At 71.9% G+C, this 15163-nt stretch carries 13 protein-coding genes and 1 pseudogene; 9 read left to right on the top strand and 5 right to left on the bottom strand.

From position 1 onward, the window contains the following. Positions 1-160: 160 nt before the first annotated feature. From sthA to PINTE_RS11130, 4 genes are all read left to right on the top strand, one after another. Entirely contained in the window at positions 161-1723 is a 1563-nt protein-coding gene (gene sthA / locus PINTE_RS11145; protein WP_068430263.1) for a Si-specific NAD(P)(+) transhydrogenase, read from the top strand. 233 nt (positions 1724-1956) lie between these two features. After that, a complete protein-coding gene (fucP, locus tag PINTE_RS11140; protein ID WP_068430260.1) occupies positions 1957-3294 on the top strand; it encodes an L-fucose:H+ symporter permease in 1338 nt (445 codons plus the stop codon). An 18-nt stretch (positions 3295-3312) separates the two neighbouring features. Then, complete coding sequence (locus PINTE_RS11135) at positions 3313-4632, top strand: ABC transporter substrate-binding protein (RefSeq protein WP_217996570.1); 1320 nt, start codon at positions 3313-3315, stop codon at positions 4630-4632. 156 nt (positions 4633-4788) lie between these two features. Beyond that, on the top strand, positions 4789-6099 hold the full coding sequence (locus tag PINTE_RS11130) for an ABC transporter substrate-binding protein (protein ID WP_217996569.1): 1311 nt from the start codon (positions 4789-4791) through the stop codon (positions 6097-6099). A gap of 167 nt (positions 6100-6266) precedes the next feature. On the opposite strand, the gene PINTE_RS11125 is transcribed toward PINTE_RS11130, so the two are convergent. After that, a complete protein-coding gene (locus PINTE_RS11125; protein ID WP_068430257.1) occupies positions 6267-7202 on the bottom strand; it encodes an Fpg/Nei family DNA glycosylase in 936 nt (311 codons plus the stop codon). A gap of 159 nt (positions 7203-7361) precedes the next feature. Here PINTE_RS11125 and PINTE_RS11120 point away from each other — a divergent pair, with 159 nt between their 5' ends. Further along, positions 7362-8417 carry an alpha/beta fold hydrolase gene (locus PINTE_RS11120; protein ID WP_068430254.1) on the top strand — a complete coding sequence of 352 codons (1056 nt, stop codon included), beginning with the start codon at positions 7362-7364 and terminating at the stop codon, positions 8415-8417. Between the two features lie 79 nt (positions 8418-8496). Further along, positions 8497-8832: pseudogene (locus PINTE_RS25055) on the top strand (MFS transporter); the annotation flags it as partial. 132 nt (positions 8833-8964) lie between these two features. Here the strand turns inward: PINTE_RS25055 and PINTE_RS11115 are convergent. From PINTE_RS11115 to PINTE_RS11100, 4 genes are all read right to left on the bottom strand, one after another. Then, positions 8965-9789: an alpha/beta fold hydrolase gene (locus tag PINTE_RS11115; protein WP_068430251.1), complete on the bottom strand. Its 825-nt coding sequence runs from the start codon at positions 9787-9789 to the stop codon at positions 8965-8967. Continuing rightward, complete coding sequence (locus PINTE_RS11110) at positions 9786-10286, bottom strand: MarR family winged helix-turn-helix transcriptional regulator (RefSeq protein ID WP_157087188.1); 501 nt, start codon at positions 10284-10286, stop codon at positions 9786-9788. Before PINTE_RS11110 ends, PINTE_RS11115 begins: the two co-directional genes overlap by 4 nt. A 67-nt stretch (positions 10287-10353) precedes the next feature. Then, positions 10354-10911: a Uma2 family endonuclease gene (locus tag PINTE_RS11105; protein ID WP_157087187.1), complete on the bottom strand. Its 558-nt coding sequence runs from the start codon at positions 10909-10911 to the stop codon at positions 10354-10356. A gap of 207 nt (positions 10912-11118) precedes the next feature. Beyond that, positions 11119-11478, bottom strand: a complete 360-nt coding sequence (locus PINTE_RS11100; RefSeq protein ID WP_068430245.1) for a VOC family protein — start codon at positions 11476-11478, stop codon at positions 11119-11121. Positions 11479-11632: 154 nt separating this feature from the next. Between PINTE_RS11100 and PINTE_RS11095 the strand changes: the two genes are divergently transcribed. The 3 genes from PINTE_RS11095 to PINTE_RS11085 form a co-directional block, all read left to right on the top strand. Continuing rightward, positions 11633-12430, top strand: a complete 798-nt coding sequence (locus tag PINTE_RS11095) for a DUF4230 domain-containing protein (RefSeq protein WP_157087186.1) — start codon at positions 11633-11635, stop codon at positions 12428-12430. 280 nt (positions 12431-12710) lie between these two features. Further along, entirely contained in the window at positions 12711-13775 is a 1065-nt protein-coding gene (gene mtnA, locus PINTE_RS11090; RefSeq protein WP_068430239.1) for an S-methyl-5-thioribose-1-phosphate isomerase, read from the top strand. Between the two features lie 190 nt (positions 13776-13965). Next, on the top strand, positions 13966-15163 hold a 1198-nt coding region (locus PINTE_RS11085; RefSeq protein WP_157087185.1), incomplete at its 3' end, for an AAA family ATPase.

Genomic DNA, 15163 nt, shown 5'->3' with positions numbered 1-15163 from the left:
CACCCGATCGAGGCGAGGAGCCCGGTTCGGATGGCCACGGGCGGCGCCGTACGCGACCATGTCAACACGTCGACCTGTCGGCGCCTCGGTCGACGCCGACGCCACCTGGCCACCGCCGGGCCCGCGGGCCTGCGGCGGGCACAACCGTCAGGAGCCAACGATGCACGACTACGACCTGCTCGTCGTGGGCAACGGCCCCGGCGGGCGACATGCCGCGATCACCGCCGCCCGGCGCGGGTGGCGGGTGGCGCTCATCGACCGGCGTGACCCGGCCACCCCCGATGCCGCCCGCGCCGCGATCCCCACCCGCATCCTTCGGGAGGCGGTGCTGTCGCTGGCCGGCCATCGGCGCGACGCCGGTGCCGCCGAGCCGCACCACAGCGCCCATCACGGTCCGCGACCCTCCCGCACCGACGGGTACGGCCGTCGGGAGCGCGGCCCGTCTCCGGAGCGCGCTGCCTCCGGCGCCGCCGCTGCGACCTACGGGCTCGCGCCACACGGCGGTTCCGCCCGCGACCTCGACGGCGCCGACCGCCAGCGCACCGAGGCGGACCGGGAGATCACCATCGACCAGCTGTCGGCTCGCACCCGCTACCTGCTGGGCCGCGAGGCGGAGGTGTTGCGTGACGCTTTGCTGCGCGCCCACGTCGAGATCCTCACCGGCACGGCCCACTTCGTCGACGAGCACACGTTGGAGATCGTCGGCGCCGATCACTACCGGGTCGGCGCCGAGCGGATCGTGCTGGCTCCGGGCACGACGCCGGCTCGCCCCGCGGGCGTGGAGTTCAGCGGAGACCGAGTCGTGGATTCCGACGGCCTGCTCGCATTCGAGGGGGTGCCCGACTCGATGGTCGTAGTCGGCGCCGGCCTCGTCGGCATCGAGTACGCCTCGATCTTCGCCGCCCTGGGTACCCGCGTGCTCGTCGTCGAGCAGCGCACCGGCATGCTCGACTTCTGCGACGGGCAGATCGTCGACGCCCTGCACACTCACCTGTGCGACCTCGGGGTCACGTTCCGGTTCACCGAGCGTGTGGAGTCGGTGCGGGTCAGCGAACACGGCACGGTGACGCACCTGGCCAGCGGCCGTCGGATCCCCGCGCAGACCGTGCTCTACTCGGCCGGTCGGCAGGGCGCGACCTCGCGGCTGCGGCTGGAGAACGCGGGCCTGAGCACCGACGACCGCGGCCGCATCGCCGTCGACGAGCACTTCCGCACGAGCGTGCCGCACATCTACGCGGTCGGTGACGTCATCGGCTTTCCCACGCTGACGGCCGCCGCGATGGAGCAGGGCCGCCGTGCGGCGCACCACGCGATGGGGGCGCCGACGCGCGCCATGCCGCCGCTGACGCCGATCGTCGTGCACACCATCCCGCAGATCTCCTACGTCGGCGCCACCCAGGCCGAGCTGACCGGCTCCGGGGTGCGGCACGTGGTCGGGCTGGCGCGGCAGCGCGACCTGGCGTGCGGGCAGATCACCGGCGACGCCGACGGGCTGCTCAAGCTGATCGTCGAGGCGCGCACCCGTCGCCTGCTCGGCGTGCACGTGTTCGGATCCGGTGCTGCCGACCTCGTGCACATCGGGCAGGCCGTCATGGGCTGCGAGGGGACCGTCGACTTCCTCGCGGACGCGGTCTTCAACCACCCCACGCTGTCGGAGGGGTACAAGGTGGCCGCCCTCGACGCCGTGGACCGGCTCGCCACCCACTCGTCGCAGCGGTGGTAACCGGCGGTAACCGACCCGAGCAGGCCCGCTTCAGACCCGCCTCCGACCCCGCGGCTCCGGCCCGCGTCCGACCCGCCTCCGACCCGCGGTCTCGGCCCGCGCCTAAGACCCGCCTCCGGCTCCGGCCAATACTCCTGTGAGATCGGCGAATAACAGGGACCGCAGGCCCCCTTTTGCAAGCGCGCCAGGACTAGTGTGCCGAAGGTCATATCGCCCGACGACGGGAGCGCACGGTGGCCACTGAGGTTGAGCCCGAGCAGAACAACACCGTTCGCGAGAACAAGCTCCTGTACCCGGGCATGGGTCTGTTGTTCGTGGCGATCACGTGCTGCTTCCTCATCTGGGGTGTGGCCGCCGACCTGACGACCCCGATGGTCGCGGGCTTCCGGCGCATCTTCGACATGAGCACGTTCCAGGCCTCGCTCGTGCAGCTGGCGTACTACGGCGCCTACTTCCTGCTCGCGATCCCGGCCTCGCTCATCAACGCGCGGTTCGGCTACAAGGCCGGGCTGACGGTCGGGCTCGGCCTGGCGGCGCTCGGCTCGTTCGCGTTCTACCCGGCGAGCCAGATCATGACGTACGGCGCCTTCCTCGCGGCGCTGTTCGCCATCGCCGCGGGCTGCTCGATCCTGGAGACCTCGGCCAACCCGTACGTCATCTCCCTGGGCCCGGAAGAGACCGGCACCCGCCGCCTGAACTTCGCGCAGGCCTTCAACCCGGTCGGCACCAACCTCGGCGTGCTGCTCGCGGCCGTGTTCATCCTGCCCAAGCTCGACGCCGAGGTGAACGCCAGCGCGATGTCGGCCGAGCAGCTGCGGCAGGTGCGGGCCGACCAGCTCACCGCCGTCATGGGCCCGTACATCGGGCTCGGCGTCGCGCTCGTCGCGATCCTCATCATCATCGCCGTCGTCAAGGAGCCCGAGATCCGCGAGGAGTTCCCCGACGCGGGCGACACCTCGTCGGCGGGCGCCGTGGTCGGGCAGCTGTGGCGCAACCGGCACTACCGCTACGGGGTCATCGCGCAGTTCTTCAACGTCGCCGCCCAGGTGTGCACGTGGACGTACATCATCCAGTACACCCAGCAGGCCATCAACGGCTCGCTCCAGCTCGGTGGCTACCTGCTGCAGGTCAGCCTGCTGATCTTCCTCGTCTCGCGGTTCATCATGACGTGGGTCATCGGCAAGGTGCGGGCCACGATCGTGCTGCTCGTGCTCGGCGCCCTCGCCGTCGCGCTGTGCCTGTTCGCGATGGTCTCGCCGAACATGGCCGGTGTCGCCGCCGTCGTCGGCCTCTCGTTCTGCCTGTCGCTGATGTTCCCGACGATCTACGGCGTGGCCCTCAAGGGTCTGGGTCCGGCCACGAAGTTCGGCGCCGCCGGGCTCGTCATGGCGATCGTCGGCGGCGCGATCATGCCGCTCGTGCAGGGCCGCGTCCTCGACAGCACCAGCCCGGCGATCTCGTTCATCGTGCCGGCGATCTGCTACGGGGTCGTCACCTGCTACGCCCTGTTCGACCTCAAGGCCAAGCGCCAGCCGATCGGTGGCCACCCGGCCGCCGCCCCCGCCGAGTGATCAACGAGTGAGGAACTGGTGAAGAACGTCGTGAACACGACACGTCGAACCGTCGCCCTGGCCGCCGCCGCCCTGACCGCCTCGGCGCTGGCCCTCACCGCGTGTTCCAGCGGCAGCCCCGCCTCCGCGCCGCAGGCCGACCAGGCCAGCGACTCCCTCGAGGTCATGTCGTGGTGGACCTCCGGCTCCGAGCACGCAGCGCTGCAGGTGCTGTACAACGCGGTCACCGCCGCGCACTCCAACGTCACGGTCACCGACGGCGCGGTGGCCGGTGGGGCCGGGGCGAATGTCGCGGTCGCGCTGGCCAACCGACTGCAGGCCGGCGACCCGCCGGACGTGTGGCAGACGTTCGTCGGCGCCCCGACCAAGGCCTACGCCAACGCCGGTCAGACCGCCGACGTCTCCTCCGTGTACTCCCAGACCGGTCTGGGGTCGGCGCTGCCGCAGAACATCCTCGACGCGGTCACGGTCAACGGCAAGCAGTACGGCGTGCCGACCGGGGCGCACCGCGGCAACGTGCTGTGGTTCAGCACCGCCGCGCTGCAGAAGGCCGGCATCACGACACCCGGGGCGGGCTACACCTTCGACACCTTCCTGGCCGACCTCGGCAAGGCCAAGTCGGCCGGTGTCGTGCCGCTGTGCCTGGGCGCCAAGGACAACTTCACCTCGGTGGAGCTGTTCGAGAACAACCTGCTCTCCGTCGTCGGAGAGCAGGGGTGGACCGACATCGGCAACGACCGGTTCGACTGGAACGGGCAGCAGGCCAGCACGGCCCTGCAGCGGTTCGGGCAGGTGCTCGATTACGCCGACCCCGAGTCCGGCGCCCTGACCTGGGACGCGGCGGCCCAGAAGCTGGCCAAGGGCCAATGCGCGTTCGCGTCGATGAACGACTCGTTCGACGGCGAGTTGCTCGCCGCCGGTGCCCACGACGGCACCGACTTCGGCGCCGTGCCCTACCCCGGCACCGAGAGCGTGTTCACCGCGGTCATCGACACCTTCGTCCTCAGCTCGCAGACGGCCAACGGGCAGAACGGTCTCGCGTTCCTCACCGCGGCCGCCGACCCCACGACGACCCTGGAGTTCAACCGCATCAAGGGCTCGGTGCCGGTGCGCACCGACGTCGACGTCGCCTCGCTCTCGGGCTACCAGCAGCAGGCCGCGCAGGCGCTGCGCTCCCAGACCGTGCTCATGTCGATCGCCCACGGCGAGCTCGGCGGGAGCCGGTTCCAGGAGGGCGTCTACGACGGCGTCGCCGCGTACAAGACGAGCCGCGACCAGCGCTCGTTCGTCTCGGCGCTGGAGACGTCGGTGGCGGGCGCGCCGGTCCTCAAGCCCTGATCGACGATCGACCACCGGCGAGTCGAGCGACGTCGAGGCGGTGCCCCGGGCGGCCGTGGCGCAGTGAAGTGCACTCTGCGCCGAGGCCGCTCGGCGGCGCGGCCCGGGGTTAGTCTCGAACCCGCCAGCAACCGCCGACGGACGGGAGACGTCTTCGTGAGCCTGTGCGCGCAGTCCGGATCCGAGCGCCGCGGTCGCCGTCGCCGGCGAGCCCTCGCTCTTGTCTCGGCGGTCACGGCGGCCGTCGTCACCGCCTCGTGCTCCAGCGCCGCGCTCGCCCCCGCCCCGGCGACGGACCAGTCGACGGACAACCTGGAGGTCATGACGTGGTGGACCTCCGGCTCCGAGAAGGCCGCGCTGCAGGTGCTCTTCGACGCGGTCCGCGCGCAGCACCCGAACGCGACGATCATCGACACCGCGGTCAGCGGCGGTGCCGGCTCGAACTCGCAGACCGCGTTGGCGACTCGGCTGCGCGCGGGTAACCTGCCCGACTGCTGGCAGACGTTCGCGGGCGCCCCGCTGAAGTCGTTCGCCAACTACGGCTGGATCGGCGACGTCTCCTCGATCTACACCGACACCGGGCTGGGCTCGGCGATCCCGGGGCCGATCCTGGAGGCGATGAGCATCGACGGCAAGCAGTACGGGGTGCCGACCGGGGCGCACCGGGGCAATGTGCTGTGGTTCAACTCCGCGGCATTGACGAAGGCCGGGGTGTCGGCGCCGGGTGCCGGCTACACCTTCGAGCAGTTCGTCGCCGACCTCGACAAGGCCAAGGCCGCCGGCGTCGTGCCGCTGTGCCTCGGCGGCCGCGACCGGTTCACGTCGGTGGAGCTGTTCGAGAACAACCTGCTGTCGGTGATCGGTGCGCAGGGCTGGGAGCAGGTGTCCGCCGGCTCCTTCTCGTGGAGCGGCGAGCAGGCCCGCACCGCGCTCGACCGCTTCGGCCAGGTGCTCGACCGGGCCGACCCGCAGGCGTCGTCGCTGACCTGGGACGAGGCCGCCGCCAAGCTCGGTCGCGGCGAGTGCGCGTTCGCCTCGATGAACGACTCGTTCGAGGCGGAGGCGGCGGCCACCGGGGCCACGGACGGCAAGGACTTCGGCGCCGTGCCCTATCCGGGCACCGAGGGCCTGTTCACCGCGGTCGTCGACGCCTTCGTCATCAACGCGAACACGCCCAACGGGCAGAACGGCATGGCCTTCCTGACCGCCGCGGCCGACCCGACGGCGACGTTGACGTTCAACGCCAAGAAGGGCTCGGTGCCGGTGCGCACCGACGTCGACGTCTCGTCGCTGAGCGGGTATCAGCAGGGGGCCGCGGCGGCGCTGCGCAGCAGCACGGTGCTGCTGTCGATCGCGCACGGCGAGATCGGCGGCACCTGCTTCCAGGAGGGCGTCTCCAACGGCGTCGCCGCCTTCAAGCGCACCCGCGACCCCGCCGCCTTCGCGGCGCAGATGCAATCGCGGTAGGCGGTCGGTGGCGCGGGTCGGCTCGTTCCGCACAGAGGTGTGGGTAGTGACCTCTCGGCGGCCGTCGAGCGGTCACTGCCGCATCGTGAGACGGCTGCAGGTCGCTGACCTGCGCCGATGCCGTCCGTGTCTCGATAGACCACTCGCGAGAGGTCAATCCGCCCCGGCTACCCGCGGCGGGCGCGGGCGGCCCGGGCCCGTTCGGCCGCCGCGCGGCGCGCAGCCACGGCGGCCTTGCGGCGCGACAGCGGCTGGCACGTGGGGCACCAGAACAGGTTGCGCGCGGCGAGCGTCGTCGTCTTCACCGGCGTGCCGCACACGTGGCACGGCAGCCCGGCCCGGCGGTAGACGTAGACCTCCCCGCCGTGCCGGTCGACGCGCGGGGCCCGGCCGGTCGCGACCGGGTCGTCCTGCGGGCGCACGGTGTCGATGCGGCCGTGCTCGACGGCGTACGCCATGAGGTCGACGAGGTCGTCCCACAGCGCCTCGAACTCGCGGCGCGCCAGGGCGGTGCCGGGCATCATCGGGTCGAGCCGGCCGCGGTAGAGCGATTCGGCGCGAAAGATGTTGCCGACGCCGGCGAACGTCTCCTGGTCCATGAGCAGCGCCGCGATCGGCAGCTTCGAGCGGTGCACCCGCGCCCAGGCCCGCTCGGGGTCGGCGTCGGGGCGCAGCGGGTCGGGGCCGAGGCGGGCCAGCACCGTCTCCTTGGCCTCGGCGTCGATGAGCTCGCAGACCGCAGGGCCGGTGAGGTCGAGCCACGCGTCGTCGTTCTCCAGCCGCCAGCGCACCGCGCCGGTCACGGGACGCTCGCGCGGGTCGGCGGGAGCCAGACCGGTGACCTCCTCGCCGAGGTCCTCCCCGCCCTCGGCCCGCTGCAGCCGCGTCTTGCCGGCCATGCCGAGGTGCACGTGCACGATCTCGTCGCCGAAGCCGAGGAACAGGTGCTTGCCGAAGCACTCGGCGCTGGTCAGCGCGCGGCCGTCGATGATCGCGGCCTCCTGCGCGAACCGGCCCTGCGGGCTCGAGCTGCGCGACGGTCTCCCGCCGAACTCGCGCTGGTAGGCGGCGGCCATGCGGTGGGTCACGTGGCCTTCGGGCATCGCGGCGGCTCCTGGGCTCGGGTTCTGGGTGGGCTCTGGCTGGCTCGGGGTCGGGCACGGGTCGGGACTGGTCGGCACCGGCATCGTATGGCGGGCGGTGATCGGGCCCGCCGGGTGTTCTGCCCACGCGGGTGCCGGCCCGTGTCGCAAGGTAGAGCCATGAGCACTCCCAGCGAGAACCTCCTGCCCGGCATCACGAGCCGCACGGTCGACACCCCGCGGCTGCGGGTCAACGTGCTCGAGCATCGGTCCGAGTCCTCCGGGAGTGGCGTGCCGGTGGTCTTCGTGCACGGCAACTGTTCGTCGAGCCTGTTCTGGCAGCCGCTCGTGCGCTCGCTGCCCGGCGACAGCCTCGCGATCGACCTGCGCGGGTTCGGCGACAGCGAGATCAAGCCGGTCGATGCGACCCGCGGGCTGGGCGACTTCGCCGACGACGTGCTCGCCACCCTCGACGCGCTCGGCATCGACCGCGCGCACCTGGTGGGCTGGAGCATGGGCGGCGGGGTGGTGCAGCAGGTGCTGATCACCCGCCCGGAGGCGGTGGCGAGCCTGACCCTGCAGGCCCCCGTCTCCCCGTTCGGCTTCGGGCCGACGACCGCGGACGGCGCGCTGCTCACCCCCGACGGCGCGGGCTCCGGCGGTGGGGGCGCGAATCCGGCGTTCGTGCAGGCGCTCGCCGGCGGTGACCGCTCCGACGGGCCGGGCAGCCCGCGCACGACGTACCGGGTGGTGTACGTGGGGGCCGGGCACCGCGACGAGCACGAGGAGCTGTGGGTGACGTCGATGCTGACGACGGCGACCGGCTCGGACAACTACCCGGGTGACTCGCGCCCGAGCCCGAACTGGCCAGGGTTCGCGCCCGGCGACCGCGGGGTGCTCAACACGATGTCGCCGCTGCACCTCAACCTGTCGGGCATCGTCGACGTGACGCCGAAGCCGCCGATCCTGTGGGTGCGCGGCGACGCGGACGTCATCGTGTCGGACTCCTCGGGCCTGGACGTCAACAACCTCGGCAAGCTCGGCGTGCTGCCCGGCTGGCCGGGCGAGTCGGTGGCGCCGCCGCAGCCGATGGTCACCCAGACCCGACGCGTGCTCGACGCCTACGCGGCCGCGGGCGGCTCGTATCGCGAGATCGTCCTGCCCGGAGTCGGGCACTCCCCGCACCTGGAGCGCCCCGAGGAGTTCCGCGCCGCCCTCCTGGCCCACCTCGCCTGACGCCCGCCGCCAACGACCGCCCCTCCGCCCAACGCCCAACGACCGTGAAAACTGCGTGTCGTGGTGAAGACTGCGGTCCGTGCCGCAGTCTTCACCACGACACGCAGTTCCGAGCGACGTTCGGGCGCCGAGGGTGCTCGTCGCGGCGTCGTTCGTCAGCAGCATCGACCGGTTCGCGGTGGCGCCGGTCATCGTGCTCATCGCGCACGACCTGGGCCGCAGCCTTGCGCACACGGTGTGGGTGGCCAGCGCTTACTTCCTCGCCTACGGCGGCGGCCAGCTGCTGTGGGGCATCGCCTCGGACCGGTGGGGCCGCGTGCCGGTCATGCGGGCCGCGCTCCTCGGAGCCGGGGTCGCCGCGCTGTTCGCGTCGTCGCTGTTCATCGGCAGCGGCGTCGCCACATCGCTGGCCGGCCCCGCGGCGCAGGCCGGTCATTGGACGCTGATCTTCGGCGGCGGTGCGGTGGTGGCGGGCGCCCTCGCCGTCTCCGCCGTCGCCGGCCACCGCCGCCAACTGGGACGCAGTTCTCAGCAACGTCGATGGCAGTCAGGCGAGGAGGGCGGCGAGGTGCCGGTCGACGGCGGCCTCCCATTCCTGGGGCCGCTCAAGGTTGGGAAAGTGACCGGCTCCGGCGATCCGCGCGACGCCGCGGCCGTCGCGGACGCCGGCGATCGCGCGCTCGCACATCGCGATGTGGTCGGTGCCGTCGAGCTCCCCGACGATCCCGAGGGTCGGGACGGTGATCTCACTGAGCCGCTCCCACGAGCCGCGCACGACGTCCGGCGGCATGACGCCGGGGCGCACGTGGGTGCTGACGAAATGCTCATGCATGGTCGTCAGCAGCGCGACGACATCGGCGTCGAGATCACCGAGCGCCCGGTGCGGACCGGCGGCGAACTCCAGTTCGGCGGCCATCCACGCGGCGGGGTCACGTGCCTCGACCGCCGCCTGCAGGCGGGCCAAGAGCCCGAGCGCCCACGGGTCCGTGAACGAGGGCTCGTTGGTGCCCGCGCCGCTGAGCACCAGGCCGGCGACGGTCTCCGGGTGCTCCAGGGCGGTGTCGACGGCCGCACCGGCTCCCATGCTGACTCCGATGAGCACGGCGGGACCGCGATCGAGGTGCCGCACAAGCGCGGCGACGTCGTCGCACTGCCGAAAGGCCCGGGTCGGGCTTGACGATGCGCCGTGGGCACGTGCGTCGGGGGCAACGACGTGGGCCCGTCGCGACAGGTGGGCGAGCTCGCGGGCCCACATGCGGCGGTCGACGTAGCCGGCGTGCAGCAGCACCACCGGGGGTTTCGCGGTGTCGCCGGCCTCGACGTACGCGAGGCGACCGTCGGGAACGTCGAGGTAGGCAGTGGTCTGGGTCATCGCGTGTCCCCTCCGGCGAGGTTTGTGGTGGGAGTCGGGCCTGAGTCGGAGGTCGCCGGGTCGACCATCGCGCGGAGCCCGTCGGTGAGCCGAGCGAGCACGCGCACGCAGGCCTCGATGTCGGCGGGATCGAGCCGTGCGGCGATGGCGTCGAGGCGGGTCAGCTCGGCGGCGTGCAGCGCATCGAAGGCCGCGCGGCCGGAGTCGGTGAGTGCCACGAGATGCGAGCGACGGTGCTGCGGATTGGGCCGGGTCTCGACGTATCCCAGGTGCCGGGCCTCGTCGACGATCGCTTGGATGCCCTGCCGGGTGATCCACAGCGAGCGCCCGATCTGCGGCACGGTCTGCGGACCCGCGTCGCGAAGCCGCTCGAGCACCGCCCGCATGGGCATCGTGACGTTCCGGTCGCGGAGCGCGTCGGTGACCGCGTGTGCGGAGTACTGATGCACCGGCCGGATGTGCCGGAGCACCTCGTATAGCCGTTCTGCCCGAGTCACGACAACTAACCTGTCAACATGACAGGCTAGTTGTCAATAATGGGTCCGGGCCCCGTGCCGCTACCTTTCAGGCGAGCCAGCTCGAGGGGGTGAGGTCGACGGCGTACGGCATCGTGGCGGCCCAGGTCTGGTCGCCGGTCACGCGGGCGAGCAGTTCGTAGGTGTCGGCGCGCAGTTCGTAGGCGTCGAGGGTCAGGCTGTCGGGGTCGACCAGCCAATACGCAGGGGTGGCGGCACGCTGGTAGCGCTCGAATTTCAGGAGTCGGTCGACACCTCGACTGCTGGGCGAGAGCACCTCCACCGCGAGTTCCGGGCGTTCGCGCAAGCCCGTGTCATCGAACTGGTCACGGCGCGCAACGAGCAGGTCGGGTTGGAGCACCGTGCGCTCGTCGAGCACGACGTCCAGTGGCGCGAACAGCGTGACCAGATGTGCCGGGCATCGGGCTCGGAGGGCGTCGTAGAGCCCGGCGAGAACCATCTGGTGCCGCGGCCGCGGAGCGGCGTTCACGACGAGCAGCCCGTCGATGATCTCGTACCGCAGGCCGTCACCCTCGGGGAGCCGGTCGAGGTCGTCCCGGGTCCATTCGCGCCGGCTGTCGAGGGTCGTGACGGTCATGATCTCCATGGTGCCTCCTGGTCGACATGCCGACCAGCCTCACGGATCGCACTGCAGTGACTACGGCGTTCTCGCAGCTCTGTGGATAACCCGGAAAGCTGCCCCCCGAATGACATCGCCCGTGAGAACTGCGTGTCACGGTGAGGACTGCGAGACGAACCGCAGTCCTGATCACGACACGCAGTTCTCAGGGGCGGTGGGCGGCGGGAGTCGGGGTCAGTGGGCGTCGGCGATGCAGAACTCGTTGCCCTCGGGGTCGGTGAGCACGCTCCAGGAGATGCCCCACTCGTCGTGATCGGCGACGTGCGTGGCGCCCAACTCGACGAGACGGGCGACCTCGGCCGCGCGGTCGTCGGTCTCCAGGTCGAGGTGGAAACGGTTCTTGGCGGTCTTGGGCTCGGGCACCGCGAGGAACAGGAACGCCATGTCGTCCTTGACGCGTGGCCACATGCCGATCGCGGCGACGTACTCGTTGGGGCTCTGGTCGACCGGGCGTCCGGTGACCGCCGACCAGAAGGCCGCCAGCGCAGCGGGGTTCGCACAGTCGAAGGTGTAGGTGCGGGGTGTGGAGGTCATCGCAGGCTCCTGGGTTCGTTGGGCTTGTTGAGGCTGATGCCCCCACTGTCGGCGGTGACACCGTGTGAGGGTCAAGAGTCGCCGGCGACTCGTTGCGGCCCTCGGGGACGTTCACCGAGAGGCCACTCCCAGGGTCCGCGATTAGGCTGCCCACATGTCCATGCCCTCATCCGGTCGCCCCGACCCCTCGTCCGGCTCGCGCCGCGAGCGGCCGGTCGCCGGGTCCGCTGCGGGCGCGCCGGGCGGACGCTCCCCGGCCTCTCCGGGCGCCCCGGGTTCCCCGGCACGGCCGAGCCCGCGCCGGGCGCGGTGGCCCTGGATGGTGGCGGTGCTCGCCGCCGTGTGCCTCGTCGTGGCCCTGGCGTTCTTCGTGCCCCGGTTCACCTCCGGTCCGAGCGACGACGAACGCGGCCGCACGGCGGTCGTCACGTCGATCGAGGACATGGGCGAGTTGAAGTCCGCCACGGCCAACCTGCAGGTCATCGTCGAGATGCAGGACAAGTCCGGCAGCAACCTGCCCGACTGGTTGCGCGGCACCCGCACGCTGTTCATCGCGCAGGGTACCGTCGATGCCGTCGTCGACCTGCGGGCGATCGCACCCGAGAACATCCAGGTCTCCGAAGACGGCAAGACCGCGAAGATCGTGCTGCCGAAGGCCACGCTGTCGCCGGCCCGCCTCGACCCGGAGAAGTCGCGGGTCTACGACACCGACCGCGGTCTGCTCGACCGCCTCCAGGACGCCGTCGGCCAGACCCCCGCCGCCCAGCAGGACGTGTACGCCCAGGCCACCAAGCAGCTCGACGAGGCCGCGGCCGCCGACCCCGAGCTCAAAGAACGCGCCGAGCAGAACGCGATCACCACCCTGACCGGCATGCTCAAGGGCCTGGGCTTCGAGAACGTCGAGGTGACGATCGTCGACGGCGGCTCGGCCGTGCAGCCCGGCGACACCTGATCCGCACGCGCGCGAGCCGATCGTCGACCCGTGCCCCGCGAACAGGGGGCCACTCGGGGCAGAGACGAAGTTGGCTTACATACTCGTCGGCGTCGTCCGCGAGCCCGGCCGTGACCTGCGGTGATGCCACCGCGATAGACAGGGCCGGCCGAGTATGTATGCCGACTTCGTCTTCGCTCTGCCGGGCGGCCGCTGATCTGACAGGCTGACGAGCAGCGACCCGGCGCCTCACCCCGTCGCGCCGAACGCCTGCCGCAGCCCGGACGGACGGTGAAGTTCCTTGAGCGACAACGAGATACGCGCGATCGAATGGCGCGATGAGCCGGTTCCGCACATCCGGCTGCTCGACCAGCGGGCCCTCCCCGCGCACGAGACCTACCTGCAGATCACCACCGTCGACGACCTCGTCGAGGCGATCGGCACCCTCGCGGTGCGGGGGGCTCCCGCCCTCGGGGCCGCCGGCGCCCTCGGCGTCGTCATCGCCCTCGACCAGGCCGCCCGCGAGGGCTGGACCGACGCGCAGATCACCATGCACATCGAGCGCATCCGCGACGCGCGCCCCACCGCGGTCAACCTCGCCTGGGGTGTCGACCGGGTGCGGCCCCTGACCGCCCGCGGCCGCGACGCGGTGCTCGCCGACGCCCGGCGCCTCGTCACCGAGGACGAGGCCGCCAATCGCGAGCTGTCCCGGCTGGGCGCCGACTGGCTCGGGCACCGCATCGGCCGGGACCGGCTCCGCATCGGCACGCACTGCAACACCGGCGCCCTGGCCACCACCGCGTGGGGCACCGCCTACGGCATCATCCACGAGCTGCACACCCGCGGCGCCCTCGAGCTCGTCTATGCCGACGAGACCCGGCCGCTGCTGCAGGGGGCGCGGCTGACGAGCTGGGAACTGATCCACGACGGGATCCCGCACGTCGTGCAGGCCGACGGCGCCGCGGCCAGCACGATCCTGCGCGGCCTCGTCGACGCCGTCATCATCGGCGCCGACCGCATCGCCGCCGACGGCGACACCGCGAACAAGGTCGGCTCCGTCGCGCTCGCGCTGGCCTGTGCCCGCGCGGGCGTGCCGTTCGTCGTGGCCGCGCCCAGCTCGACCGTCGACCTGGCGACCGCCACCGGCTCCGACATCACGATCGAGGATCGTTCCGGTGAGGAGGTGCTGCTCGTCGCGGGGCAGCGGGTGGCCCCCGACGGCGCCCGCGGTTTCAACCCCGCGTTCGACGTCACCCCGCACGACCTCATCGACGCGATCGTCACCGAGCACGGGGTCGTCGAGCCGGCCCGCGAACCCGACCCCCGCCTGCTCGAACGCATCGCCGCCACGCCCGAACGACTCTGAGCACGCACCCCGCGCGAGATTTTTCGCGAGTGGGCGAAATGGCTTCCGCAGGTGCGGTTTCGACCGATTTTCTAGCGTGGCTTCCTATTCGTTCACAGCTGCGCTTGGTGAACTGGGGCGACGACGGGTACTGCTACCTCGACGCGGTGGCACGGCTCGTCTCGACACCTATGGCACAAGGAGAACGCCCATGAGCGAACCGGGTTCGCAGCCCGCCGACGAGCGAGCCGCCGGCGCGGAGGCCGACAGCCGCCCCGCGCGGGGTCCCGAGCCGGGGCTCGAGCGGGCGTTGGAACGGGCCCTCTTCGAGGTCAAGCACGTCGTCGTCGGGCAGGACGACATGGTCGAGCGGATGCTTGTCGGCCTGCTCGCCCGCGGCCACGTGCTGCTCGAGGGCGTGCCCGGCGTGGCCAAGACCCTGGCGGTGCGCACCCTGGCGACGGTGGTGGGCGGCAGCTTTCACCGGCTCCAGTTCACCCCCGACCTCATGCCCGGCGACATCGTCGGAACCCGCGTGTGGCGGCCCAGTTCGGAGTCGTTCGACACCGAGCTCGGGCCGATCTTCGCCAACCTCGTGCTCGCCGACGAGATCAACCGCGCGCCCGCCAAGGTGCAGTCGGCGCTGCTGGAGGCCATGGCCGAGAAGCAGGTCAGCATCGGCGGCCGCAGCTTCGCGCTGCCCGACCCGTTCCTCGTGCTCGCCACGCAGAACCCGATCGAGTCCGAGGGCGTGTACCACCTGCCCGAGGCCCAGCGGGACCGGTTCTTGCTCAAGGTCGACGTCGACTACCCCACGGAGGTCGAGGAATTCACGATCCTGCAGCGGATGAGCGTCGACCCGCCGCAGGCGCAGGAGACCCTGACGCTGGACGACGTGCGGGCGCTGCAGCGGGCCGCCGACCGCGTGTTCGTGCACCACGCCATCGCGCAGTACGCGGTGTGGCTGGTCATGGCCACCCGGCAGCCGGCGCGGTACGGGCTCGAGTCGCTCGAGGGCGTCATCGAGTTCGGAGTCAGCCCGCGCGCCACCCTCGGGCTCGTCGCCGCGGCCCGCGCCCTGGCGCTGCTGCGCGGCCGCGACTACGTGCTGCCCGCCGACGTCGCCGATTTGGCCGGCGACGTCATGTCGCACCGGCTCGTGCTCACCTTCGACGCCATCGCCGACGGCGTGCGCCCCCGCGACGTCGTCGACCAGGTGCTGGCCGCCGTGCCCGTGCCGCAGGTCTCGCCGAGCCAGAGCGGCGGTCCGGGAGGCGGGCCCGACGGTCCGGGAGGCGGTCCGAGAGGTGGTCAGGGCGGCGCCGGCCCGCGGGAGTCGGGCGGGTCGCATGCTCTCGACGGCCCGCCCGGGTCGAGTGCGCCCGACGGCCCGGCCGGTCCACCCGGCG

Origin of the sequence: Piscicoccus intestinalis NBRC 104926 (genome assembly GCF_001515525.1) — a bacterium.
In the GTDB taxonomy this organism is placed as follows: domain Bacteria; phylum Actinomycetota; class Actinomycetes; order Actinomycetales; family Dermatophilaceae; genus Kineosphaera; species Kineosphaera intestinalis.
The sequence above is the reverse complement of the archived record's forward strand: the minus strand, read 5'-3'. Positions and strand labels throughout refer to the sequence as shown.

Bases quoted from the DNA above. Each gene is read 5' to 3' on its own strand.
- sthA (WP_068430263.1), top strand. From the start codon at position 161: ATGCACGACTACGACCTGCTCGTCGTGGGCAACGGCCCCGGCGGGCGA.
- PINTE_RS11125 (WP_068430257.1), bottom strand. From the start codon at position 7,202: ATGCCCGAAGGCCACGTGACCCACCGCATGGCCGCCGCCTACCAGCGC.
- PINTE_RS11120 (WP_068430254.1), top strand. From the start codon at position 7,362: ATGAGCACTCCCAGCGAGAACCTCCTGCCCGGCATCACGAGCCGCACG.
- PINTE_RS11115 (WP_068430251.1), bottom strand. From the start codon at position 9,789: ATGACCCAGACCACTGCCTACCTCGACGTTCCCGACGGTCGCCTCGCG.
- PINTE_RS11105 (WP_157087187.1), bottom strand. From the start codon at position 10,911: ATGGAGATCATGACCGTCACGACCCTCGACAGCCGGCGCGAATGGACC.
- PINTE_RS11100 (WP_068430245.1), bottom strand. From the start codon at position 11,478: ATGACCTCCACACCCCGCACCTACACCTTCGACTGTGCGAACCCCGCT.
- PINTE_RS11095 (WP_157087186.1), top strand. From the start codon at position 11,633: ATGTCCATGCCCTCATCCGGTCGCCCCGACCCCTCGTCCGGCTCGCGC.